Annotated in this window: 18 protein-coding genes and 3 pseudogenes; 8 read left to right on the forward strand and 13 right to left on the reverse strand. The window is 69.9% G+C overall.

The features are described from left to right. Positions 1 to 69: 69 nt before the first annotated feature. Together OG702_RS25460 and OG702_RS25465 are read right to left on the reverse strand one after the other, a co-directional pair. Positions 70 to 924: an ABC transporter permease gene (locus OG702_RS25460; protein WP_327291258.1), complete on the reverse strand. Its 855-nt coding sequence runs from the start codon at positions 922 to 924 to the stop codon at positions 70 to 72. Further along, a complete protein-coding gene (locus OG702_RS25465) occupies positions 921 to 1,841 on the reverse strand; it encodes an ATP-binding cassette domain-containing protein (protein ID WP_327291259.1) in 921 nt (306 codons plus the stop codon). The genes OG702_RS25460 and OG702_RS25465 overlap by 4 nt, the downstream gene beginning before the upstream one ends. A 348-nt stretch (positions 1,842 to 2,189) precedes the next feature. Here OG702_RS25465 and OG702_RS25470 point away from each other — a divergent pair, with 348 nt between their 5' ends. Next, positions 2,190 to 3,227, forward strand: coding sequence for a sensor histidine kinase (locus OG702_RS25470; RefSeq protein WP_327291260.1), 1,038 nt, complete (start codon positions 2,190 to 2,192; stop codon positions 3,225 to 3,227). Next, positions 3,224 to 3,886 carry a response regulator transcription factor gene (locus OG702_RS25475; RefSeq protein ID WP_327291261.1) on the forward strand — a complete coding sequence of 221 codons (663 nt, stop codon included), beginning with the start codon at positions 3,224 to 3,226 and terminating at the stop codon, positions 3,884 to 3,886. Before OG702_RS25470 ends, OG702_RS25475 begins: the two co-directional genes overlap by 4 nt. Here OG702_RS25475 and OG702_RS25480 read toward each other — a convergent pair. The 3 genes and pseudogenes from OG702_RS25480 to OG702_RS25490 form a co-directional block, all read right to left on the reverse strand. Next, positions 3,853 to 4,812: pseudogene (locus tag OG702_RS25480) on the reverse strand (Tn3 family transposase); the annotation flags it as partial. The gene OG702_RS25475 and the pseudogene OG702_RS25480 overlap by 34 nt on opposite strands. A 73-nt stretch (positions 4,813 to 4,885) precedes the next feature. Beyond that, positions 4,886 to 5,516: pseudogene (locus tag OG702_RS25485) on the reverse strand (Tn3 family transposase); the annotation flags it as partial. Positions 5,517 to 5,699: 183 nt separating this feature from the next. Next, on the reverse strand, positions 5,700 to 6,692 hold the full coding sequence (locus OG702_RS25490; protein WP_327291263.1) for a winged helix-turn-helix domain-containing protein: 993 nt from the start codon (positions 6,690 to 6,692) through the stop codon (positions 5,700 to 5,702). 291 nt (positions 6,693 to 6,983) lie between these two features. On the opposite strand from OG702_RS25490, the gene OG702_RS25495 reads away from it, so the two are divergent. From OG702_RS25495 to OG702_RS25505, 3 genes and pseudogenes are all read left to right on the forward strand, one after another. After that, the gene (locus OG702_RS25495) at positions 6,984 to 8,249 is read left to right on the forward strand and encodes a hypothetical protein (protein ID WP_327291264.1); all 1,266 of its coding nucleotides are present in this window, start codon (positions 6,984 to 6,986) and stop codon (positions 8,247 to 8,249) included. Between the two features lie 22 nt (positions 8,250 to 8,271). Then, positions 8,272 to 10,803 carry a PKD domain-containing protein gene (locus OG702_RS25500; protein WP_327291265.1) on the forward strand — a complete coding sequence of 844 codons (2,532 nt, stop codon included), beginning with the start codon at positions 8,272 to 8,274 and terminating at the stop codon, positions 10,801 to 10,803. 368 nt (positions 10,804 to 11,171) lie between these two features. Further along, a pseudogene (locus OG702_RS25505) lies at positions 11,172 to 11,738 on the forward strand (histidine phosphatase family protein). 46 nt (positions 11,739 to 11,784) lie between these two features. On the opposite strand, the gene OG702_RS25510 reads toward OG702_RS25505, so the two are convergent. Then, a complete protein-coding gene (locus OG702_RS25510) occupies positions 11,785 to 12,918 on the reverse strand; it encodes an IS630 family transposase (protein WP_327291266.1) in 1,134 nt (377 codons plus the stop codon). 9 nt (positions 12,919 to 12,927) lie between these two features. Here OG702_RS25510 and OG702_RS35550 point away from each other — a divergent pair, with 9 nt between their 5' ends. Continuing rightward, positions 12,928 to 13,341 carry a DUF6233 domain-containing protein gene (locus tag OG702_RS35550; RefSeq protein ID WP_442814533.1) on the forward strand — a complete coding sequence of 138 codons (414 nt, stop codon included), beginning with the start codon at positions 12,928 to 12,930 and terminating at the stop codon, positions 13,339 to 13,341. 544 nt (positions 13,342 to 13,885) lie between these two features. Continuing rightward, positions 13,886 to 14,620, forward strand: coding sequence for a dienelactone hydrolase family protein (locus OG702_RS25515; protein WP_327291267.1), 735 nt, complete (start codon positions 13,886 to 13,888; stop codon positions 14,618 to 14,620). 254 nt (positions 14,621 to 14,874) lie between these two features. Here the strand turns inward: OG702_RS25515 and OG702_RS25520 are convergent, their stop codons facing one another. The 7 genes from OG702_RS25520 to OG702_RS25550 form a co-directional block, all read right to left on the reverse strand. After that, positions 14,875 to 16,443: an FAD-dependent oxidoreductase gene (locus OG702_RS25520; RefSeq protein WP_327291268.1), complete on the reverse strand. Its 1,569-nt coding sequence runs from the start codon at positions 16,441 to 16,443 to the stop codon at positions 14,875 to 14,877. A gap of 105 nt (positions 16,444 to 16,548) precedes the next feature. After that, a complete protein-coding gene (locus tag OG702_RS25525; protein ID WP_327293368.1) occupies positions 16,549 to 17,613 on the reverse strand; it encodes a LacI family DNA-binding transcriptional regulator in 1,065 nt (354 codons plus the stop codon). Between the two features lie 112 nt (positions 17,614 to 17,725). After that, positions 17,726 to 19,372 (reverse strand): ABC transporter substrate-binding protein, encoded by a 1,647-nt coding sequence (locus OG702_RS25530; protein WP_327291269.1) that lies wholly within the window; start codon positions 19,370 to 19,372, stop codon positions 17,726 to 17,728. Between the two features lie 132 nt (positions 19,373 to 19,504). Then, entirely contained in the window at positions 19,505 to 20,404 is a 900-nt protein-coding gene (locus OG702_RS25535; protein WP_327291270.1) for a carbohydrate ABC transporter permease, read from the reverse strand. Continuing rightward, positions 20,401 to 21,390 (reverse strand): ABC transporter permease, encoded by a 990-nt coding sequence (locus OG702_RS25540; RefSeq protein ID WP_327291271.1) that lies wholly within the window; start codon positions 21,388 to 21,390, stop codon positions 20,401 to 20,403. The genes OG702_RS25535 and OG702_RS25540 overlap by 4 nt, the downstream gene beginning before the upstream one ends. Before the next feature lie 13 nt (positions 21,391 to 21,403). Further along, positions 21,404 to 22,393, reverse strand: coding sequence for a PmoA family protein (locus tag OG702_RS25545; protein WP_327291272.1), 990 nt, complete (start codon positions 22,391 to 22,393; stop codon positions 21,404 to 21,406). Then, on the reverse strand, positions 22,390 to 23,496 hold the full coding sequence (locus tag OG702_RS25550) for a Gfo/Idh/MocA family protein (RefSeq protein ID WP_327291273.1): 1,107 nt from the start codon (positions 23,494 to 23,496) through the stop codon (positions 22,390 to 22,392). The genes OG702_RS25545 and OG702_RS25550 overlap by 4 nt, the downstream gene beginning before the upstream one ends. Positions 23,497 to 23,777: 281 nt before the next feature. Here OG702_RS25550 and OG702_RS25555 point away from each other — a divergent pair, with 281 nt between their 5' ends. Continuing rightward, complete coding sequence (locus OG702_RS25555; RefSeq protein WP_327291274.1) at positions 23,778 to 24,506, forward strand: cupin domain-containing protein; 729 nt, start codon at positions 23,778 to 23,780, stop codon at positions 24,504 to 24,506. The last annotated feature ends 434 nt before the right edge of the window (positions 24,507 to 24,940 follow it).

A 24,940-nucleotide genomic window follows, 5' to 3' on the forward strand; every position in this document is an offset into this window, starting at 1 on the left:
CGTTCATCGAGGTTGCAGGGCCTTGCCCCTGTGTTTCCGGGGCGCGATATGCGCGTCTCGGAGGCACGTTCACACGTCGCGGTGCCGGACGACGACCACAGCGAGTACAACCGCGATCAGTGGCCAGAGCGCGTACACGGCCCACGAGCCGGGGACAGTGGCGCTGTAGGCGAGCGAATGGGGATCCGGGGCCCAGTTCTGGACCAGGCGCTTCCATGCCGTGACCGGCATAGCGTGGCTTATGGCGGCGGACCAACGGGCGCTCTGCGAGAAGATCGGCGGCAGCAGCACCAGGGTGAAGGCGCTGGTGACCATGGTGGTGGCGCTGTGCCTGATCAGAGTCCCGAAGCCGAGGCCGGTCAGTGCGCAGACCGGGGCCAGCAGGGCGGACGCCATCAGCGCCCGGAGCACTCCGGGATGGGTGAGCGGAACCCCTGCCTGCTGTCCGTTCAGGATGGCTTGGGAGATCAGGAAGCAACCCGTGGAGATGACCGTGCCGACTGCGGTCCAGAGCGCAGCGGTGACGACCGCCTTGGCCAGCACCACCGCTCCGCGGGCGGGGACGGCCACGGTGGTGGTGCGGATCAGGCCGCTGCTGTACTCGCTCACGACGCTGAGGGCACCGACGCTGCCGGCGACGAGCATCAGCGTCATGTAACCGGCCGCGGGGAACGCGACGAACACATTGAAGCCCTGATTGGCCCTCGCGGCCGGGCTCATCGTCCGGAGGTTGTTGATTTCCGCCAGTGCCGCTACGGCGGCGGATCCGATGACGAACAGGGCGGTGAGCGCGAGCGTCCACGGGGTCGAGCGCAGGGACCGCATCTTGATCCACTCGGAGGTGAGCAGGTCGCGGAAGCGGGCGGGCGGCTCGGCGACGGGTGCGGACGAGGTGGCCGTGCGGACGGAGGTGGCTGCGGTCATCGCGGCTGTCCTGCCTGGTATTCGACGCTGTCGGTGGTGAGTTCCATGAAGGCCTCCTCCAGTGAGGCGGTCCGGGTGGTCAGTTCGCTGAGCTGGATCCGGTTCTCGAAGGCGAGTGCTCCGATCCGGTCCGCCGACAGCCCGGTCACGGTTAGCTTCTCGGTGCCTGGTGAGCCCTCCGGCTCGACCGAGGCGCCTGCGGTGGTCAGTACCGCCGTCAGCTCGGCGGCCTGCCGCGTGCCCACCAGGACGCCGAGGCGGGTGCTGCGTGCCGCGAAGTCCCGGACTGACTCGGCGGCGATGAGTCGGCCCCGGCCGATGACGACGAGCTGGTCGGCGGTGTTTTCCATCTCCGACATGAGGTGGCTGGAGAGGAAGACCGTGCGGCCCTCGGCCGCGAGGCGCCGGAAGAGGCGGCGCATCCAGAGCACGCCCTCCGGGTCCATGCCATTGACCGGTTCGTCGAACATCAGCACCGGCGGGTCACCGAGCAGCGCGGTGGCGATCCCGAGCCGCTGCTTCATGCCGAGCGAGAAGCCGCCGATGCGGCGGGGCGCGGCGTCGGCCAGGCCCACCTCGTGCAGCACCTCGTCGACCCGGCGTGGGGAGATCCCGTTGCTGTGGGCCAGGGCGGACAGGTGGGCCGCGGCGGTGCGTCCGCCGTGGACCTGGCCGGCGTCGAGAAGTGCGCCGACGTGGCGCAGTCCGCGCGGGTGGCTGCGGAAGGGGACGCCGCTGACGGTGGATGCGCCGCCGGTGGGCGCGTCCAGGCCGAGGATCATCCGCAGGGTGGTGGTCTTGCCTGCTCCATTGGGACCTAGGAATCCGGTGACCTGGCCCGGTCGCACGGTGAAGGACAGCTGGTCGACGGCGGTCTTGTCGCCGTAGCGCTTGGTGAGTTCGTTGATTTCGATCACAGGGACCACCCTCCCGGGAGGGCCCCGTCCGGTCATGGGGCCGTGGGTGGCAATCGCGCGGCCGCCTTCGCCCGTGGGCGTACGTCCGCGGGCAGATCCCACAGGGGCGGCAGCTGGATACTCTCGCGGGATGGACGCCATACCGACCACCCCGTTGCCCGTGCGCGTCGCACACTGCGGTCTCCCTCTTGAGAGGCCACACCAGCGATGACGAGAACGAAGACCATGGCCTGGGTGGGAGGTGCCCTATATCTCCTCGCGGTGGGTCTACTCGTGGGAGGTGCGCCGCGGGCTTCGGGCACGGTCCACGGTTTCGGGGCACTGCTTGCGGCGAGTCTGCTTGCCGGTGTGCTGCGACGCACGCCGCATCTGGCTCTATCTATAGCGCTCTTCGGGTCCACCGCCGTAGTGGTGGGCCCCCCGGGCGCCGCCCGGGCGAGCCTGTCGGCTGCGTATCAAGGCCAGTTCCTGTCGTATCTGGCGGTGGACCTCGTCCTGGGCCTCATCGTCGCCACCTGCACGCGGCGAGCTTCGATCGTCGCCGTGGCCGGATCCCTCACCGTCCAGCTCCTGGTCATCAGCGGCTTCTCGCACGGGGACAACCTGACCGTCAACGTCGTGATCGCCCTCCTGGCGATGGCCGCGGCCTGCACGGGTGGACTATTGAGCCGCGAGCGCCGCGAGCACACGGTGGCGCTGCGTTCACAGGAGGTGGCCGAGGCCGTGATCGCCGAACGGCTGCGGATCGCACGGGAATTGCACGACATGGTCGCGCACAGCATCGGCATCATCGCCATCCAGGCCGGGGCGGCGAGCCAGGTCATCCGGACCCGGCCCACGGAGGCCGGTGAGGCATTGCGGGCCATCGAGGTCACCAGCAGGGAGACCCTGTCGGGCCTTCGACGCACAGTGGTAGCACTCCGTCAGGCAGACCCGGGCGCGGCGGCCTCGGGGAACCAGACAGCCCTCGCGCCCTCGCCGGGTCTGGCGGACATCGACCGGCTTACGGCGGCCACGGCCGACGCGGGGGTACAGGTGGATGTGCGCCGCAGTGGGGAAGAGCGCCCCCTGCCGGCCGACATCGACCTGTCCGCCTTCCGTATCGTTCAGGAGGCGCTGACTAACGTGATCCGCCACGCGGGCACCGGACGCTGTCGGGTGCTCATCGACTACGGGGACGAGGAGCTGTCCGTGGAGGTCGTCGACGATGGGCGCGGTGCTACCGAGAACAGTTTGGCCCACGGCTTCGGTCTCGTGGGCATGCGGGAGCGGGTCGTCCTGTTGTACGGCGACCTCAGCGCCGGGCCGCGCCCCGAGGGCGGTTTCCGGGTGACGGCCCGGCTGCCTCTGCCCGACCCCGTCAAAGTCTCGGTGGAGGCCCGATGACCACCGGTCCCGTACGCGTCGTACTCGCCGACGACCAGCCACTGGTGCGGTCCGGCCTGCGCCTGGTCATGGCCGATCACCCCGACCTGGAGGTCGTCGGCGAAGCCGCAACCGGCACCGAGGCGGTCCAACTGGTCAGGGACGTTGGCCCCGACGTCGTGGTGATGGACATCCGGATGCCCGGCATGGACGGGATCGAGGCAACCCGCCTGATCACCGCCGGCCCGACCGCGACGCGCGTCCTCGTCCTGACCACGTTCGACGAGGACGACTACGTCTACGGTGCGCTACGGGCCGGAGCGAGCGGCTTCGTGGTCAAGGACATGGCGCTGAACGACATCCTCGCGGCGATCCGCGTCGTCGCCGTCGGCGATGCACTGATCGCGCCGGGGGTCACGCGCCGACTGATCGCCGACTTCGTCGGGCACCCCCCGCGGCGCTCCCCGCGGCCGGTCGCGGGCATCACCGAGCGGGAACGGGAAGTCCTGACCCTCATCGGGCGCGGCCGGACGAACGCCGAGATCGCGGAGGACCTCTTCATCACGGTGGCCACCGCCAAGTCGCACGTGTCACGCCTGCTCACCAAACTGGGCGCCCGGGACCGGGTCCAGCTCGTGATCACCGCCTACGAGATGGGGCTCGTCACCCTGCCCGGTTGAGCAAGCACCACGGCTTCGGCCAGACCCGGAGCCGTGGAGCTTGCTGCCTCCCCCTGCGGAGTGCGCGGGCCGGGCACCATCTCACGGATGGACAGGTCCAGATCGAGACGGCTGTTCATGTCCAGCTCGAACCGGCCGTACGGATTCACATGAGTCCAGAACAGCGGCGAAAGCGCCCGGCAGTCCGCGTCGGTGAGCTTGTCCGCCCACTTCGGATCGGCCAGAATCTCCTGCATCAGCAGCGTGTTGACGTGCACCAGCGCCGACTGGAGCAGGTGCAGCGCGAGCATACTGATCTCCTGGGACTCCTTGTCCGCACCGGCCAGGTCGCCGTCCTTGCCGTAGAAGAGGTCCTTGTTCGCTGAGTTCCAGTTCTCCACCACCTGCAACCCCTCGTGGATCTCCTGCCGCATCGCGACGTCGGCCAGGTAGTCGCAGACGAACGAGGTCCTCACCGCCCGGCCCAGCTCCTCGATCGCCCGGTACGTCGGGTGTTTCGGCCCTCCCCGGGTAAACCGACGCAGGACCTGCTCGGCCTCGGCGGTACCCAGGCGCAGGGCGGTGGTGTACTTCACGATCTGGTCGTACTGCTGGGCAATCAGGTCCCAGTCGATCGTCTTGGTGGAGAGCACCGGGCCCAGGTTCGGCCACTGGTCGTCCTCCCCGGCCGCGGACCGGTACAGCTTCGCCGAGCCGATGTTTTTCAGCCTCGGCATCAGCTTGAAGTCGAGCATGTGCGCGAAGGCAAACCCAACGATGGAGGCACCGTGCGTGTCGGTGTACTGCCGGTCAACGACCATGTCGGTGCAGTGCCGCAGCACGCCCTCGATCATCGAGGCGACCTCGGAGGCCGAACATGACTTCAGCTGGGAGTAGATGCAGACGGACTTCCGCTCGAGATGCCAGTAGATCACCACGCCGGGGCCCCGGTAGCGCTGGCCACTCGGTCATCAGGTTGGAGGACCAGGCGCCGAACTTGCGGCTGTCGGAGGCGCACGCGTTGCCCGTGCCCCACCACATCTCATCGCGGACGGCGAAGGTGGTGTTCACCAGCTTGCGCAAGGCCGCGCATGGTGGCGCGGTTGACGAAGAGGTGCCGCACCCGCCGCAGCGTCGCCTCCGACTCGCCTTGCTCGCCCGTCACCGCGATCCGCTTGATCCCCATGTTCGTGCCCACCCCGAACAGGACCAGCAGCAGCCGGCGCCCCAGCACATCCTTCGACAGCATCTCTCTGCTAACGACCGAGGTGAACTCGGCGATGAAGTCCGTGTCGAGCCGGCGTATTTCAGGATGTCCAGCGGTCGATGGTGCCCCAGCGCCGCTCGATCTCGCCCTTGATGGCCACCAGGCTCTCGGGCTCCTCCCGCTTGCCGCGTGGGGAGACCCTGATCCACGGCTCGCCGGTCCGGGCAGCGGGTCATAGCCGGAACGCAGCAGGCCGTCGGTCAGATCGGAGGCGTCATCCGCCCAGGCGAACCAGCCAATGTCCACATGGTCGCGCGTGACCTCGCCGATGAAGAAGTCCATGGCCCAGCCCCCGCGGAGCCACACCTCCACACCGAGGGACTTCGCGATCTCCACCGTCTCGCCGATCAGCCGAAGCTGCCGAGCACTGCGATCCCTGTCCACAACCGTGCAGGCTACGCGGCAACCCCAGCCACAGCAGCTCGATTTCCCGCTGCAAGGACGGGGCGAACGTTGCCTGATGCGGCACTAGTAAGTGGAGGCGGTCAGGGCGCACTGGCAGGAGGACACCCAGCCGGCGATGCGCGAGGCGGTGCAAGCACGCGAGTACCGGCGTTGCGGGCCGTGTCAGATGCCGTCGCGGGCCCACTCCCGTGCTACCGGCCGGTTGTTGAGGAGGGCCAGGCCGAGGGGGGTGGGGCTGTGGTGTGCGGTGTTGCGGTGCCGCAGGGTGGAAATCAGCCCTGCCTCGCGTAGGACGGCGGCGTGCTCGCTGGCCCCGGATTCGGCGACGTGCGCGAGAACGGCTAGTTGCCTGGTGGTGCAGCCGGGGTGGTCGGCGATGGCGCCGAGCACCGCGGCCCGGGTGCGGCCGAGCAGTTTCGTCACGGCTCCGGTGGATCCGGGGCGGCCGGAGACGGGCGCGAGTGACGTCAGCCGGCTCAGGCGGTCACCGCCGACCGGATAACTGACGATAGGTTGCGGCTGAGTGTCGTTGTCGACGATGGTGCGCGTCCACCACACCGACGGCACGAGAAGGACGCCCTGCCCCTGGAGGCGGAGGTCGTAGTCAGTGCGGTTCTTCATCCGGACCTCCAGCACGGGCGGGTTCCAGCGCATCCACCGCGGATTGGCGTGGGTGAAGACGCCTTCGATGCCTCCTGCGGTTAACAGGCGAGTTCGCAGGGCCCGGTCGTCCGCGAACTGAACCGCCAGATGCTCCCAGTAAGGTCGCAGGAGAGTGCCGTAGAGGCATTCGAGCGCGTCGTACATCTGCCTGCGCAGGCGCTCGTCGTCCGCAAGGTGCCGGGTCCATGTCGGCACGGGCTGATGCTCGGCGACCGCCGCCAGGTCCGCCTGGATCTTGCGGCGCGGTGTCGCCCTCACGTGCTCCATGAGTTCTTCCAGCGGCCCGGTCCGTGCCGGACTGAGAAAGGTCGGAGACCAGCCGACAGGCGGTATCAGTGACAGGAGCGCCCGCTGCGGGGCCGTCAGGCCCAGCCGGACGCGGCGCCGCCAGGAGTCCAGCAGCGCCGGCCGGCTGCGGTCCTGCAGCACCCGTGCCGCCAGGGTCAGTTCGGCCAGCGGCATGGGTGCCGCGGACACACGGGTCCTGGCCAAGTCCTCGATCGTGAAGTGGATGCGGTACACCGTGATCGTCCCCCTGCCTATCGCGAGCAGCCGGTCCGATCTTGCCGGAATGTTCCTGATTCTGGCCAGACAGAATCAGGTCGCCGGAGTCCCCATGGCCGTTGATGCTGAGACTGCGTGATTTCCCTGACCGGGCTTAATGCGATGGGTCAGGCGGAATCGCGGCGAAGCCCAGCACTCTCGACATGCAGGCGAGTTCACCGTTCGGCTGCCCTTGCGCCGGTCGCCACAGCCCGCCGTTTCCCTTGAAAGGGGAAGGATATGCGTTTACGGGCTCTCCGCCCGACGGCCGTGCTCGTCACGGCCATGCTCGCCGCTGCCGCACAACTGCCGGCCGTCACGGCGTCCGCTGCGTCCGCGGCACGGTTGACAGCTGACACGGTCCTCACCGGGGTCAGCCTGGACGCGGCGGGCTCCCCCGCCTCGGGCGCCGACGTCTACCTCTTCGACGTGACCTCCGGCGTCGGCACCACGTCCCTCGCGCACACCAAGGCCGACGCGAAGGGCGGCTTCACGATCTCCCTGGACCCGTCGAAAGCGGCGAACGTGACCGCGGCCGCCGCGGCCAACGACGGCTGGAGCAACCTGATGGCGTTGACAGTGGACGACGGCCGGGTCGGGGTCCAGTACTTCTCCCGCCAGCAGAAACCCGACGGCTGGGTGTCGCGCTCCGGAACCGCGGCTGCGGAGAGCTCTCTGCTGCTGCAGGCGAGCAACCGGATCACGCAACCCGCCCCGGGAACCGATGCTGCGCGGCAACTCTCCGTCGCCCGGCGTGCCGCAGCCGCCGAGCCCTCGACCGGCGACACCATGGCTCTGTCCGGTGTCCCGATCACCGAGTACCCCAATGTCGCGACGCCCGTGGCCCGGGTGGAGGTGCCCCGCAACTCCAGCGCCGCGTTCACCTACTCGGAGACGCAGGACACCGACTTCGACATCGGGATCTCATACGACGCGGGGAAGACCTTTTCGATCTCCGGCTCGGCGCACATGGGCACCTCGACGGGGTACGAAGTAAACCCTGTGGTGATCGACGGGGGCGAAATGAACCCGGCGGCCTCCTACGTGAAGATCGGCGAGAACTTCGAGTACCAGTTGGTGATCTACGGAACTCTTGGATTTTTCTACCAGATCGTCCCCACCGGGTGGACCGGGAACATCTGGCAGTTGCCTACGGGTGTCGACGCGTGCTCGGGCCGGCTGCCGTGCGCGTGGGAAGGCGCTTGCTACAAGTACGGCGACGGCGTCAAGAAGTGGGGCGGCCGCAACGTGAAGTTCGCCGGCGGCGTCTCTGTGGGCGGGATCTCGCTCGGCGCCACCAGCGGCTGGTCGAAGAATGTACAGGTACAGTACAAGTTCGGCATCCACGGCGACACGGGCGACCCTGACCACATCGTCGAATTTTGCCTGATCGGCAGCAATGACTGGCCCACGAAAGCGGCGCAGTTGTACGGGATGAGCACGACAACGCCGCCATGGGGGCCAACGCCGTCGATCTCGCGTCGGTCGGGGGCCCGGCGTGGGTAGGACCCGGCGGTCGGTCCGCGGGGTGGGAATCGGCGCCCTGCTGCTGTGCTTCGTGTCGGTGCTGTTCGGCTCGCCCGTGGCCGCGGCTGCCGCGGCCCGCCCGTTGGCGTCCGCGGCGACCGCGCCGGGCGCCGCGGCGAACGGCCGTCAGGCGAACGCCGTCGCGGCGCTGCAGGCGGCACCCGGGCAGTATTACCCCGTCCGCTACCGTGCCCAGGACGAGTTCCTGCTGCCGGCCAAGTCCACCCTCTCGGTGAAGGTCACCGGGGTCGGCGGAATCCCGGCCACTGGCGTGAGGGCCGTGGCCGTGAACTTCGCTGTCGGCGGGAACGCCGGTTCGGGAGGGCTGATCGCCTACCCGTCGGACGGTACCCAGCCGGCGGTGACAGGAGTGCCCTACCAGAGCGGGGTCTACAACCAGGGACTCCTGGTGGTCCAGCCAGGCACCGATGGGTACATCAAGGTCGCGAACACCGGTGCGGTCTCGGCATACGTCTTCGCCGACATATACGGCTACGTCACGTCCCAGGCCTCCGCGACGCCGGGCTCGACCTACGTGCCCCTGGGCACCGCCCGCATCGTGTCGAAGGTGAGCGTCCCCGCGGGCGGGACCTACACCCTGGCTCCGCAGGGGCTCGGCGGCATCCCGGCGTCCGGGGTGACCGCCGTCGCTTTCTCGCTGATCGCCAAGGGCACCGCGGACGGGAAGCTGACCGCGTACCCCAGCGGCAGCGCGCTGCCCACGGACACCGTGCTGGACTACCGGGCGAACGAGTTCATCTCCAACATGGTCTTCGGGGAGCTCGGTTCCGACGGAAAGCTGAAGATCTACAACTCCGGCACCGCGGCCGTCAACGTCTACGTGGACGTCGCCGGCTACTTCGCCGCCCCCGGGACGGCGGCAGCGGGGTCGGCCGCCGTCCCGCTCACGCCGGTACGGACCCTGTCGGCCGCGAGCATCGCCGCCAACGGATCGCTGACCGTCGCACCGCTGGGCAAGGGCGGCGTACCCACCGCGGGCGTCAGCGCCGTGGGGCTGAACTTCACGACGAAGAGCACCGGCACCGGCAGCCTGCGCGTCTACCCCTCGGGGCAGACCGGCCCGCCCGCGGGCGGATCGATCGACTACCTGGCGACCGACTACTACGCCCAGTACGTCCCGGTGAAGGTGGGGGCCGACGGCAAGATCGTCATCGTCAACACGAGCAGCGTCGCGGTCAGCGTGTGGATCGACACCTACGGGTATTTCGCCGCGCCCAAGGTGCCGGCCGCGCCCGGCGCCGTGTCCGCGACGGCCGGAGACGCACAGGCCACCGTGAGCTGGACGGCGCCCGCCGACGGCGGCGCCACCCTCACCGGATACCGCGTCACCCCCGCACCGTCCGGCAGCTCGGTGGAGGTCGACGGGACCAGCACGACCGCGACTGTCCCCGGACTCACCAACGGTCAGGCGTACACCTTCACCGTGACCGCGACCAATGCCGTCGGCAGCGGGCCGCCGTCTGCGGCCTCGGCACCGGTGACACCGCAGTCCGCGAGCGGAGTGACCGCGCGCTTCACCGCCACGTGCGTCGCCGCCACCCGCACCTGCCGTTTCGACGCGTCGGCGTCCGATTCCACCCATGGATCGATAACGGGCTACGACTGGAGCTTCGGCGACGGCAGCAGCGGCTCCGGGGCGACCAGTTCGCACACGTACGGCACCGGGGGCACCTACATCGTGGCGCTGCGGGTGACCGACAACAGGGGGGCGTCCGGTTCGACCGAGCAGACCGAGTCGTTCGACGCACCGCCGACGGCCACCTTCCGGACCTCCTGCCTCAACGCGACACTCACCTGCACCTTCGACGCGTCGGAATCACAGGCGGCCGACGGCACGTCGGTGACCGGCTTTGCGTGGACCTTCGGGGACGGTGCCAGTGACACCGGGGAGGAGCCGTCGCACGCCTTCACGGCGGGCACATACACGGTCACGGTAGTGGTCACGGCAAGCAACGGCCTGACGGCGTCGGCCAGCAGGAGCCTCACGATCGGCACGACCGACGCCGCACCGGCCGCGTCCTTCTCCCCCTCCTGCACGGCCCTCTTCTGCGGTTTCAACGCGTCGGCGTCGAAGGACCCCGACGGCGACATCGACTCCTACGCGTGGGACTTCGGCGACGGGACGACAGGCTCCGGCGTCTCCGCCTCGCACTCCTACCCGCAGGCGGGCACCTACACGGTCAGACTGACCGTGACGGACGACCAGGGCGTAACCGGAACCAAGACCGCCCAGGTACAGGCATCAGCCGGAGGCAACACCGATCTGCAGGCCCGGTTCTCCTACCTGTGCGTGTTCGCACTCGACTGCGACTACGACGCGACGGACTCCATCGCAGGCGACGCGACGATCACCGCGTACGCCTGGGACTTCGGCGACGGGACGACAGGCTCCGGACTGACCGTCTCCCACGTGTACCCGGCAGCCGGCACGTACACCGTCACGCTGACGGTCACCGACGACCAGGGGAACACGGCGAGCGAGAGCAGCCAGGTGACTCCGCGGTCGGGGTGAAAGGGAGGAGCGGGCCGGGCCCTTCGGGCGGCCTTTCACGTGGCGGCGGGTGCGCGGTCAGCGGGCGCCCTCGCCGCCGCGTGATCGACCATGGTGATCAGCACCTTGTTGGCCGACTCGCGCTCCCGCGCGTCGCGGGACCACCGGCCCCGGGGTCGAGGTCCAGCGCGTCGGTGACCGACTCGGCGACGTGCACCCGGGCGCCGTCGAAGCAGTTCACGGCCGCGAAGGGTATGCTGCGCCGCTCGAACCACGGCGGCGCCTGCCGGCGCCGCGACGTTCTGTGGAGGCGGTGGGATGTGACGCAGCTGCTAGTGCCGTATCAGCAACGTTCGCCCTGTGTTCGATGTGAGATATGGTCCTCAGCCGTGGGCGAATTGGTGTTGATCAGGCACGGCGAGACCGCATGGAGCCGGACCGGCCAGCATGCTGGCCGCACCGACCTGCCGCTGACCGAGGCGGGGGAGGACGCGGCGCGTGCGCTCGCACCTCGGCTGGCCGAACGGGAGTTCGCCGCCGTCTACAGCAGCCCGCTGACTCGCGCCGTGCGGACCGCCGAACTGGCAGGGCTGAGCGGCGCGGAGCCCGACACCGACCTGATCGAGTGAGACTACGGCCGCTACGAGGGGCTGACCGCCGAGCAAATCCAGGAATCCAAGCCCGGCTGGCTGTGGCGCGACGGCGTCGACGCCGGCGAGGACCTTGGGCACGTGACGGTGCGGGTTGACGCCTTCCTCGGCCGGGTCCGGCCGCTACTGGACAAGGGCGACGTGGCCGTCGTTGCGCACGGCCACCTGTCACGCATACTCACCGCCCGCTGGCTCGGGCTCGACGCGTCGGCCGCGCGGCAGTTCGGGCACCCGCATCCGGGGACAATCAACACGCTGAGTTACGAGCACAAGCTGCCAGTCGTGCTCGGGTGGAACGTGCCGTAATGGCGGCTGTCCATATCCCGTCCAAGGTGTAGCTACTGCCGTGCCATTAGGCGACGTTGGCCCTGTCGACGACGGAGCGTAGGCGCCGATCGTCGGCGTGGCGATTTCGCCAGATGATGTAGCGGCGGATCATGCTGCCCTGCTCCTTGTGGCTGACGTGATCGGTGCCATCGAGGGTGAAGTACCGCAGGGCGGTGAACTGGGCTTCTATGCGGTTGAGCCAGGAGCTGTTTGTAGGGGTGTAGGCGATCTCGACGTTGTTCGCCGCGGCCCAGGTGCCAACCCGCTGGCACCTCTTCGTGGTCAGGTGCGGGGAGAAATTGTCACAGACGATCGCGATACGGACCTCGGGCGGGTAGAGGGTTCGCAGGTAGCGGCAGAACTCCAGGAACTGGGTGCGCTTCTTGACCGGCTTGATGTGGCCATAGAGCTTATCCCTGGCCAGGTCCAAGGCGGCGAACAGGTGCCGTACTCCGCCGTAGCGGTTGTAGGTCGCCCGCCGCCTGCGGCGGGGTTCGCGGTCGGGGTCCTTGTGTTTGCCGGAGCGTTCGGCCCACTGCCGGCCCGGGTGGGGCATCAGGTTGAGCGGCCCGAACTCGTCCATACATAAGACGACTTCGGGCTCGCCCTCCTCGGGTATGACCTCGCCGTCGGCGATCGCATAAAGGTGTTCGACGCGGGCCTTCTTGGCCGCGTAGTCGGGGTCGCGGGAGGTCTTCCAAGTCTTCAGGCGTTGAAAGGAGACGCCTTCCTCGCGGAGCAGGATGCGCAGGCCCTCGTGGCTGATGTCGTCGACCACCCCCTCGGCGACCAGGAAGTCCGCCAGCTTGGTCAGGCTCCAGGTCGAAAAGGGCAGGTCGTGTTCGGTCGGCTTGGACTTCGCGATCTTCTTGATCTCGCGCCGCTCGGGCAGGGTGAACGTCCTGGGCCGGCCCCCCTTGTACTTCGGATACAGAGAGTCAAAGCCGTCGGCGTTGAAGTTGTGGATCACATCCCGGACCCGGTCCGCGCTGGTGAACGTCACCTCGGCAATCCTCGCCACCGGCATGCCCTGGGCGGACAGCAGGACCATCTGGGCCCGCCGCCAGGGCACTACCGACCCGGTTCCCCGGCGGATGATCTGAAGCAGCCGTCTGCCTTCGTCATCATCGATCTCGCGTACACGTACTCGTTCCGCCACCCGGACAGAGTGACGACCACGCGCCGCCCGGCACAGCACCGGGACGGCGCGTCACATCACAACAGGGCAAACGTTGCTTGCTACGGCACTAGCTTATTGGCGGCCCGCTGGAATGGACCACCCCCGCCTGCGCGGGGAGAACACGGGACCGCCGCAGGCGGCGGCGGGCGGCCCCGGACCACCCCCGCCTGCGCGGGGAGAACCCCTTTACCAGCTGCAGGTTTGGAGAGGGTTTGCAATTTCTTGACCAGGTCCCGACCGAGCGGCCCGGCGCGCATCGTGTACCACGGGGACTGCCGCGCGACCCGCGACCTCAGCGGGCCCGCCGGCACCGAGCAGGCCCGCACTGTCCTCGAGCGCGAACATGTCACGCCGGACCAGGTCTGCACTCCGACCGGCCGCTGCGCACCGCCGCGTAGGTGACCGCCGGGGCCGGCTCTCAGGCTCCCGGGAGCCAGATCCGGGCGGAGTCTGATCCAGCGGACGCTGTCTCGCCACCCGCCCCTGGCGACCCGGGAGGTGTCCGCGTTGACTTCTCCGATCGCCTCGGGCTCCGCGGGGTCGACGGTCAGCAGGTCGCGTGAACCCCGGTCAGCCGAGTCTCTGTCACCTCGTGCGTGTTGAGGCGAGGAGGTGTTTCACCGTGCAGTGCTTCAGGACCGGTAGGGGTGCGCACGGGCGGCAGCGCGTCGAGCGGGTTCGGGAGCGAGGTGTTGGCCGAGATCATTCTTGCGAACTGATCGTGGCCTGACGGTGTTGGCGGCGGCTTCGTCGGGTGGGCTATGTTGCGGGCATGACCACCGGGACGGCATGGTGCCACACACGGATTGGTGACCCGGTGCCCGTCTGAGCGCCGTACGGGCCAGTGCGGGCCCGCTGTTCGAGCGAGGATCGTGCGCTGGCGCGCGGGCTCCGCCTCTGTCGTGTTGATCGCAGGTTCGACACATCAACCACGACAGGAGAATTCATGGTGACCAAGACGCTGCAGATTCCGACCCCGGACGGCCAGGCCGATGCTTTTGCCGCCTTGCCCGTCCACGGCGGTCAGCACCCAGGGGTGCTGATGTACGCGGACGGCTTCGGCATTCGGCCCGTGCTGCGAGAAATGGCCCGCGAGCTGGCCGGGCACGGGTACTACGTGCTCGTCCCCAATGTCTTCTACCGGCATGGTCCGGCACCGGTGATCGAACTTCCCGAGCACATCGGAGAAGAGACCCGGCCCGCGGTCTTCGGTCAGCTGATGCCCATGATCGAGGCGCACACCGCCGACCGAGTGCTGCGAGACGCTGACGCGTACCTCAGGTTCCTCAGTGCTCAGCCCGAGGCCAGCGCCGGACCGGTCGCGGTCACCGGCTATTGCATCGGCGGCCTCCTGGCGACGCGGACCGCCGCGGCCCACCCCGGCCGGATAGCCGCCCTCGCCGCATTCCACGGCCCGGTGGGAGCCGACGGACCCGACAGCCTCTCCAAGCTCTCCGCCGAGGTCCACTTCGGCCATGCGGAGAGCGACTTGTCGCCCGAGGCTCTTGGCGAGCTCAACAAGGCCCTGGGCGCGGCGGGTGTCGGCTACACCTCCGAGATCTATCCCGGCACCGTTCATGGCTTCACCATGTCTGACACCGATGCCTTCGACCCCGCCGCGCTGCAGCGCCACTGGGACCGCCTGCTGCCCCTTCTCGGGCGCACCCTGACCAGGGGCTGAGGCGCGGAGAGCCGCCCCGCGCAGCACTGGAGCTGGTCGCACGTGCCGTCGGGGACGCCGTCGTAGACCGACTCGAGCGTCTTGCCTGTATCGACGTCCCGAAGCCAGGCGCCGGCCCCGTAACCGTCCCCGTTCTTTCTGTCGCAGACGACGAGCTTGTCTCCCAGGGCAATGAACTGCGCCGACCCGCCGACGTACCCGTCTCCCACGTAGATCGTCGCGATGTCCTTCGAGGCGGCCTGCGCAGCGACGTCTCAGCCCGGTGTCACCGCACCCGCCGGCAGTCCGAACCACCTTTGCAGCGCCTCCGCCAGCCCGGCCGTCAATGTCGGCGCTTGCGTCCCCGCGTCAGCCGCCCAGGCCGTGAAGCCGTCCGGGCGGACGAGGACCGCGGCCAGTTCGGGGTGGGACGGGCTGCCGGTCGTCAGGGTGTCGACGCCGGCGGCGTACTCCGCGGCCAGGGCCCGGAGTTGTGGGTCGTCGGTGAGGTCGAGCAGGAGTGCGCGGCCGGCGTGGAGGTGGTCCGCGAGGCGGGCGCCGTCGGTGAGTTCGAGGTCCGGGGCGCTGCGGCCGGTCAGCGGGTGCCCGCCCGGCAGGTCGTAGCGCAGGCCGGCGCTGTTGAGCCGGGCGGTGAGGTACGTGGTGCCCGTGACCGTCTGCGCCAGGTCGCTGACGATCTGGCGCAGTGCCCGGGACTGCGGGTCCGGGCGCATGGCCGCGACCTGGGAACGGGTCCAGTCCAGGATCTGCGCGCCGACCGGGTGCCGTTCGGTGCCGTAGGTGTCGAGCAGCCCTTCCGGCGCCCGGCCGCCGACCACCGCGGCGAGCTTCCAGCCGAGGTTCATCGCGTCGCCGATACCCAGGCTCAGCCCCTGGCTCCCGAACGCGGAGTGCACGTGCGCCGCGTCGCCCGCCAGCAGCACCCGGCCCTTGCGGTACTCGGCGACCTGGCGGGCGTGGTCGGTGAAGCGGGTCGCGGTCCGCACCTCGGTGATCGTGACGTCCACGCCGGAGACGCGGCGCAGCCTCGCCTGGAGGTCCTCGGTGGTGACCGGCGCGTCCCGGTCGGCGGGCGGGCCGTCGAACTCCACCGTGACGATGCGGCCCGGCATCGGCCCGTGGGCGTAGACCCCGGTGTCCGTGGCGGCCCAGCCGACCGCCAGGTCCTCGGCGCCGGTCATCTCCACGATCGCCTGGTGGCAGGTGGTCTCCGGGTCCGTACCGGGGAATTCGAACCCCGCGAGCTTGCGGACCGTGCTGCGGCCGCCGTCGCAGCCCACGAGCCAGCCGGCGCGTAGGGCCCCGTGGCTGGTCCGTACGGTGACGGCCCGGTCGTCCGCGTCGAAGCCGGTCAGCTCCACTCCCCGGCGCACCTCGACGCCGAGTTCGGCCGCGCGCCCGCCGAGCAGCCGCTCGATGTCCTGCTGTGCCACGAAAGCGATCTCGCCGGCGGGTCCGGCGTCGCCGAGGCCCGGCTCCGTACGGTCGACCAGGTCGGCGCGCAGCATGATTCCGGCGAAGTGCCCGACGACCCCGAGCCCTTGGCCCGCGGCAACGCCGCGGTCGCCGCCGTCGCGTTCGCGCATGAAGGCCCGGAAGCGGTCCATCGCCTGCCGCTGCACCTCGGCCAGCGTGGGCAGCATGCCTCGGCGGTAGAGCGCCTCGGCGCTCGGCGTGGTGATCGCCCCGCCCTTGATCGTCGGGTCCACTTCGGTGCGGCGCTCCAGGACGGCCACCCGCGCGCCTCCGAGCCGGAGCTCGCAGGCCAGCATCAGTCCGACCGGGCCGCCTCCGGCCACCACCACGTCACAGTCAAAGTCCATGGCGGGGACTATGACCGAGGGTCGGAGAGGCCAAAAAGCCGACGCGGTGTCAAGGGTCCGGGCCCGCGGATCGGCGCTCCGCCGGCCGCCCACCAGCGCCGGTGGTCATCTCGGCGGGGGCGGCGCCGTGCTGTCGCGGATGACCAGGCTGGTCGCGAGTTCGAGCCGGCGCATGCCCGGGTGGCCGCCGCGGCCCAGTTCGAGGACGAGCCGGACCGCGGCCTCGGCCATGTCGACCAGGGGCTGACGCACCGTGGTCAGCGGGGGGCCCATCCAGGCGGAGATGGGCAGGTCGTCGAAGCCCACGACGCTCAGGTCCTCCGGGATCCGCAGGCCCAGCTCGCGTGCCGCCTGGTAGACGCCCATGGCCTGGACGTCGTTCCCCGCGAACAGCGCGGTGGGGCGGTCCGCCATGGCCAGCAGTTCCTTGCCGATGTGGTAGCCGGCGTCGTGCTGGAACGTGCCGTGCCGGACCAGCGCGCTGTCGGGCGTGACGCCGCCGGTCTCCAGGGCGGCACGGTAACCGTCGATGCGGGCGCGGCTGCACAGCACGCCGGCCGGGCCGCAGATGACGCCGATGCGACGGTGGCCCAGGTCCAGCAGGTGGCGGGTGGCGGTGTAGCCGCCCTGCCAGTTCGTGGTGCCGATCGAGGGGACGTCGTCAGCCGGGTAGCCGGCCGGGTCCATGACGACGAAGGGGACGTCCCGGCTGTCCAGCAGCGCCCGCTGCCCGGCGGTCAGATTCGACATGATCAGGATGACGCCGGCCGGGTCGCGGGTGAGGACACCGTCGACCCAGGAAATACCCATCTCCTCGCGGCCCGCGGATTCGGAGAGCACGAGGGTCAGACCCTCCTGGCGGGCGACATTCTCCGCGCCCCTGATAATCTCCGTCGCCCACAGGCTGATCAGCTCGTGAAAGACCAATTCGAGCAATCCCGAGGGGCGATTGCGCACGGCACCGCGCTTGCGGCGGTAACCGTGGTCGCGGAGCAGCTCCTCCACTTTGTTCCGGGTCGCGGGCGCGACATGGGCGCGCCCGTTGAGCACTTTCGAAACGGTGGGTGCGGATACGCCGGCCTGCCGGGCGATTTCGGCGAGCGTCGCGGTACCGGCTGCCGCCAACTCACCCCGTGCACTCTTGGACTGCCGCTTGGGCGAGGTGGGCACGGTCACCTTCCCATGCTACCGCGTGGCACCGGGGCGCAGGCAGCCGGGCCGAGGTCAGCTGCCACGAGCGGCCGGTACGGGGGGTGCGCCCCGCACCGGCCGCCTGCCGCCGTCATTTCAACTGCTTCTCGAATTCGGCGCGTATCTTGTCGCCGCCCGAGCTGCGCCACTGGTTGACCGCCGAGTCCCAGGAGGAAATCGATTTGCGCCCGGTGAGGATGTCGTTCGCGGCGTCCGCCAGGTGCTGGCCGAGCACCGCGCCGGACCGCGAGAACGTCTCGGAGAACAGCGAGACGGTGGGGTCCTTCACGGACGTCGGAATGATCGATTTCTGGTAGTCGTAGCAGGCCTTGGTCGCTCCGGGATTTCCGGGGATGAAGATGGTGTCGGGCGCGTCGGTGATGTAGCGGATGCCGAGAACGGTCTGCGCGAGACCGGCCTGGGTGGGGGAGGGGCTGTTGTTCTGCATGGTGTAGTCGGTGCCGGGCACGCCGAATTTACGGAAGAGGTACTCCTCGGTGCCGAACGGGGCGGCCAGCCAGTTGGCCACCGACAGCAGCTCCTTGATCCGGGACTTGGCGGCCTTCTTCAGCGGGGTGAAGTTGTTGACCGGGGGTGACTGCCACGTGCCGGCGAAGCCCCCGCCGTCGTACTTCGGCGGCCGCATGCCCGCGACCTTGAACGTCGGGCCGGCCACGTTGTCGGCGTAATACTGCGGCCAGGCGGTGTAACGGTCCTCGCCCATCAGGCCGTTGCCCGCGTTGAACCACTGCTTCCACGGGGCAGCCGGGTCGAAGCTGTCCGGGTGGATCACCCCCGCCTGGACCATGGTGCGTACCGCGGAGAGCGTCTGCTTGTACCGCTCGTCCTCGTAGTAGTTGGTGAGCTTGCCGTCCTTCTCGCCCCAGCCGTTGGGCACGCCCAGCATCTGGGCGACGAAGGCGACCGCGGAGCCGGCGGTGACCAGCGCCCAGCGGCTCTTCTTGGCGTCGGTGACGTCCTTGCAGGTCCGGAAGAACTCGGTGAAGCTGCCCGGGCTCGGATTCGCCCCGAATTTCTCGAAGAGGTCGGCCCGGTAGAACATCAGGCTGCCGGCCACGCCCCGGGAGACCGGCAGGCCGTAGATGCCGCCGTTGAAGACGCACGAACGCCACGCGTCGGTGGTGATGTTGGCCAGATAGGGGTATTCCTTCACGGCGTCGCCGGAAAGGAACTCGGTCAGGTCCTGGCACTTGGCGGCGAGGAACTGCGGGAGGCCGCGGATCCCGGCGAGCGGCGGAAGCGGCGGCACCATGAAGTCGGGCAGGTCGCCGCCGGCGATCAGGGTGGCGAACTTCGTGGTCAGGTCGGCGGCCGGGACGATGGTGAGGTCCAGGTTCGCACCGACCCGCTTGTTCAGCTGCTGCCAGTAGGGGTTGCTGTTCATGCCGGGAGGGATCGGCGAACCGGTCTCCACGAAGGCCGAGATGGTCCCGCCGTGCGCGGGCGGCGCGCTGATGGTCCTGGCCGGGTTCGCGGGGTAGCCGGCGAAGCCGTTGAGCAGCCCCTGGGCGTTGCCCGGGTAGTCGGGACGCACCCCGGCGTAGGGCTGGTAGGTCGGAAGCTTGACGGCGGTGTTGTCGGCGGCGGTGTCGGCCTTCCCGGAGCTCGACGTGCTGCACGCGCTCAGCAGGCCGCCGGCCGTGGCGGCGCCCACCGTGGCGAGGGCGGCGCTCTGCAGGAACGCTCTTCTGCCTAGGGGCGCGGGGTTGCTGGTCATGGCCTCTCCCTGGGATGCGGGTCTGTGGGGGGTACGGGTCCGCGGTGGTACGGGCCCGCTGACGTACGGGTCCTACGGCTGCGCGGGTCCTCTGGGCTGTACGGGCTGCGGGCTGCGGGCGGGGGGCCGGCGTCAGCCCTTGACGGCGCCGGTGAGCACGCCCTTGCTGAAGTGGCGCTGGACGAACGGGTAGACGACCAGGACCGGGACGATGGAGATCACCAGGATCGCCATCTGGATGGCGGTCTGCGGCGGGAGCGACGAGCCCGCGGCGCCCACCTGGTCCACGCCCAGTGAGGTGTTGTTGACGACGTAGGTGCGCAGCACCAGCTGCAAGGGCCACTTGGAGTTGTCGTTGAGGTACAGCAGCGCGCTGAAGAAGGAGTTCCAGTAGCCGACGGCGTAGAAGAGGCCGATCACCGCGAGCACCGCGCGGCTCAGCGGCAGGACGATCCGCCACAGCACGGTCCAGTCGCCGGCCCCGTCGATGCGGGCGCTGTCGAGGAGTTCGCGCGGCAGCTCCATGAAGAACGCGCGCACGATCACCACGTTGAAGGCGTTGACCATGGCGGGCAGGATCAGCGACCAGTAGCTGTCCAGCAGCCCCAACTGCTTGACCACCAGGTAGCTGGGGATGATGCCCGGCGTGAACAGCAGCGCGAAGAGCACGGTCATGAGCAGCGGGCGGTGGGCCACCGAGTCGGTGCGGCTGAGCCCGTAGGCCAGCAGCGTGGTCGACACCAGCGACAGCGCGGTGCCCACCACGGTGACCAGCAGGCTGATGACCACGGCCCGGGTGACCACGCCGCCGGACAGCACGGCCCGGTAAGCCGCGAGGTGCACCCCGTGGGGCAGCAGCACGAAGCCGCCGTTGCCGGTGATCTCCGCGCGGTCGGCGAGGCTGGTGGAGAAGATGCCGACGAAGGGGATCAGCACCGCCGCGCAGCACACGGTGAGGATCACGGTCTTGACGGTCCTGCCGAGCAGGGTGGGCCGGCCGATGTGTGCCGGGCCGAGCGTGTTGCCGGTCATCGCTGGTAGATCCCCTGTTCACCGAGCCGGTGGGCGACCTTGTTGGCGCCCAGCACCAGCAGCAGGCCCACGACGCCCTTGACGAGCCCGACCGCCGCCGAGGCGCCCCAGTCGCCCTGCTGGATGCCGTTGTTGAAGACGTAGGTGTCCAGCACCTCGCTGGCGCCGATGCCCACTCCGCCCTGCTGGAGCACGATCTGCTCGAAGCCGACGGTCAGGGACTCGCCGAGCCGCAGGATCAGCAGCAGGACGATGATGCTGCGCAGCCCCGGCAGCGAGACGTGCCATATCCGCCGCCACCGGCTCGCACCGTCCACCGCCGCCGCCTCGTAGAGGCCCGGGTCGATACGGGACAGGGCCGCGACGAAGAGGATCATGGACCAGCCGGCGTCCTTCCACAGCACCTGCGCGGTGATCATCTCCTTGAACACCGCGGCGTTTCCGACGACATGGACGGTGCCGATGTCATGGCTGCGCAGGAAGGTGTTGAGCAGACCGGCGTCGCCCAGCATCTGCTGGAAGATCGCGACGACGATGACCCAGGACAGGAAGTGCGGCAGGTAGAGGATGCTCTGCACGGTGCGCTTGACCCGCTCCGAGACCATGCTCTCCAGCATCAGCGCGAGCCCGACGGGGATCGGGAAGGCCACCAGCACCTGGAGCAGGGTGATCTCGACCGTGTTCTCCAGGGCGTTGACGAACGCGGGGTCGCCGTTGAAGATCACGTCGAAGTTGCGCAGGCCGGACCAGGGGCTGCCGTTGGTGCCGAGATAGGGCTGGTAGTCCTTGAAGGCGATGACGTTCCCGAGCAGCGGCAGGTACTGGAAGATCAGCAGCAGGGCGATGCCGGGCACGGTGGCGATCAGGAGCACCCGGTCGCGCCTGAGCCGCTGGCGCAGGGTCATCCGGCGGGGCTTCGCGGTTGCGTGGATGCGGTCGGTCGCGGGGTCCGCCGGTCTGGTGCCTGTCGGTCGGGTGGTCTGCACGGTGCACGCTCCCTCAGCCGGACGGCGTCGTCGCGCCGGCGGCCGCCAGCGACGCCGTCGCGGCCTCGGCCAGCTTCTCGGTGCCGGCCCGCCCGCGGTCGCCGTCGGCGATGGCGACGGCGTAGCGCCGGGTGAGGGTCTCGCCGTCCTCGACGGTCACTTCGGTGTCGAAGAAGGGCGCGGGGCACACGCACGCGAAAGGCGTGGCACGGACGAACCACGTGACGTGCTCGCCGCCTGGTTCGTTGCCGGCGGCGTCCACGAAGGCGAGGGTGGAGGACCGTCCGTGGTCGTCGTGGCGTCCGGTGAAGCCGAGCCAGGGCGCGCGGACGCCCATCAGGTCGTCGCCGCCGGTGGCGTCCGGGGTGTGGACGGTGCCGCCGGTGAAGGACCGGGGGCCGCGCCAGAACAGGCCGCCGTAACCGGCGTTCTCCCGGCCCTCGGTGGTCGGGCTGCCGATGACCGTACGGGTGCCCCGCACGTTGGTGATCGCGGTCTCGAAGACCAGCACCCACGCGTCCTCGTCCGGCAGCACCTCCACGGCGAACCTGCGGGACTCGGTGAACCAGGGCTGCCCGTGCTCGGTGTGCCAGCGCAGCCGCTCGGCGACCTGCAACCGGCCCCCGGTCAGGGAGAGTTCGTCGAAGCCCTCGTGGTCCATCGACCCGTTGTTGTCGAACTGCCCGTATCCGGTGCCACGCCGGTAGGTGGCGCCACCCCAGAAGTTCTCGGTCTCCACGTTGGGCAGGGACAGCGAGATCCCCTTGTGCCAGATGTGGTCGTGCGGGCGGTAGATGCTGACCAGGTCGCCGCCGAGGGTGCGTAGCGGGTGGAAGTACGGTCGGGGGGACTCCAGTTGGTCGTCCCAGGGCCGGTATACGTAGCGGGTCAGCGGACGTCCCTCGAAGCTGATCCGCAGCGAGGTGTCGAGTTCGTGGTCGACCGCCAGGCCGGAAGGGGCGGGCTCGGTGCTGGGCGCGTACGGCCTCTGACGGGCATTCACAGGGTCGTCTCCTGGACTCGGGCGGCGGGCGGGGCGGACGTCCACGGGGCGCCGCCGCCGTGCATACGCCGGTAGAAGGGGCTGCCGTCGCCGATCTCGCCGCGCCGCACCGGGCGCCGTTCGAAGGCGGAGGCGTAGGTGGCCGCGACGAATTCGAGCGTGCCGCGGGACTGGGGCAGGGTCACCGGCGGCGGTGATCCCGCCTCCAGGGCGTCGAGGACCGCCGCGAACTGGGCGCCGTGGCCGGACGGCCGGCCGCTGGGCCCGGCCTGCCAGGCGGCCGTGACCGCGTCCTCGTGCCCGGGGGCGGGGTGGACGCGCCAGTCGTCGTCGCCGTAGCCGTAGAGGTGCTCGACCTCGACCGTGGCGTACTCGAAGTCGAAGCGCAGATAGCTGGTCTCCCGTGGCGACAGCAGCGAGTTGACCACCGTGGCCACCGCCCCGCCGGCGAAGGTGGCCACGGCGCACGACACGTCCTCGGTGGCCGTGGGCCTGGCCAGCCGGGCGGCCACGGCACTGATCTCCTGCCACTCGCCGAGTACGGACAGCAGCAGGTCGAACTGGTGGATGCCGTGGCCCATGGTCGGCCCGCCGCCCTCGACCTCCCACTTGCCGCGCCACGGCACGGCGAAGTAGTCGTCCGGGCGGTACCACAGCGTGTGGCACACGGCGACCAGCGGACGGCCGAGCGCTCCGGAGGCCATCGCCGTACGAAGCCGCTCTGCGCCGGAGCCGAAGCGGTGCTGGAAGACGGTGGCGAAGGACGCGCCGCCGGATTTCTGCGCCGCCGCGATCTCGTCGATCTCGGCCAGGCTGAGGGCCGGCGGCTTCTCGCACAGCACGTGCGCCCCCGCGCCCAGCGCGGTCAGCGCCTGCTGCCTGTGCAGCCCGGGCGGTGTGCACAGGTGCACCAGGTCCGGACGTGCGTCGGCCAGCAGCGTCTCCAGGTAGCGGTGGCGCCCTGGCACCTCCCAGCGGTCACAGAAGGCGTCGAGACGTTCCTGGTCGATGTCGGCGGCCGCCACCAGCCGTACGCGGTCGCCGAGCCCCGCGAGATTCTGCGCGTGCACCGCTGCGATGCCGCCGGTTCCGACGACGGCCACGCGGAAGGTCCTGCCGGGCACCCATGCCTCCAGCTCATCCGAGGCGCGTTTCAGCGTTTCGAAACGGTCGGAGTTCGATCGGAAACTTTGCTGGCCAGGAAGCTACGTCCGGGCTGTCCCACCGTCAACACCTTGCACACGATCCACCCGACGGGCTCGTGGAACACGCAGGTCCGCGCTGTTCCTGGCGTTCGGAAAACTTTCCGTGCGGATGCCGACCGATCTGCCGGAACCGGCTACCGTGGTCGACCGGAAGCCGACGAGCGCGCGAAAGGGATCGCATGACCGAAGTACCGCTGCTGCCCGGGGGTGTCGGGCTGTCCCGGCTACGGGTGTACCCCTGGCCCACCGAGGACGCCCTCCACGGCGGCACCCCGCACACGCACCTGACCTGCACCGAGTGCTATGTCGTCCGGTCGGGCACCGGGGAACTGCACACCCTGACCGCCTCGGGGCTGCGCCGCACACCGCTGAACGCGGGCGACGCGGTCTGGTTCACGCCGGGCACCGTCCACCGGGCGGTGAACACCGGGGATCTGGACGTCGTGGTGATCATGCAGAACGACGGGCTGCCGGAAGCCGGAGACGCCGTGATGACGTTCCCGCCGGCCCGGCTGGCCGACCCCGACGCCTACCGCGCCGCCGCCTGGCTCGGCGAGGGGACGCCGGAGGAGCGGGCCCGACGGGCACGCGCCAGACGGGACCTGGCGATCACCGGCTTCCGCCACCTCGTCGCCCAGGTCGAAGCGGGGCACGGCGAGGAGCTCGACGCCTTCTACGCCGCCGCCGCGGCCCTGGTCGCACCGCGGCTCGACGACTGGGAGCGGGCCTGGCGCGAGCGGGCGGCCGCGGCCGCCGAGCAGACCGGCCGGCAGATCGCCGCCTTGCGCCGGGGCGACGTCCGCCACCTCCAGGACGCCGCGGTGGCACGGCTGCCCGCGCCACCGCAGGACGTCCTGGGCATGTGCGGCCGCCTCGCCCCCTACGCCAGGCCCGGCGCCGAGTTGTGAGCCGTCCGCCGCCGGGGCCGGCCGTCAGTCGCACCGTCCTGACGGAAACCCGGGCCGCAGGGCGGACGACGAGGCGCCGACCCCCGGCACCGGCGCCCACCGGCCGCGGTGGGCGCGGCGCGGCGGCGGACCGTACGGCGACTGCCAGGCGGGCCGGTCGGCCCTGCGGCGGCGGGGTGGAGCGACGTGCAGGAAGGTGGCCAGGGCCACCGGATTCGTTGACACGCAGACACACCGGTTCTCGTGAGAAGACCGCAGCGGAAAGGAGCGCGGCGCACGGGGGCGACGCGCGACGGATCAGCGCTCGGGGGTTCTCACACGGTGTACAACGGCATGTCCTCGGCAGGGTGGTTGCGGGCGGGAGCACGGTAACCGCACCCGGGAGCGCGGTTCCACCGGTTTTCCGTGGACTGCAAGTGACTATGCAGGGCAGT

The organism is Streptomyces sp. NBC_01198 (assembly GCF_036010485.1).
Taxonomy (GTDB): domain Bacteria; phylum Actinomycetota; class Actinomycetes; order Streptomycetales; family Streptomycetaceae; genus Actinacidiphila.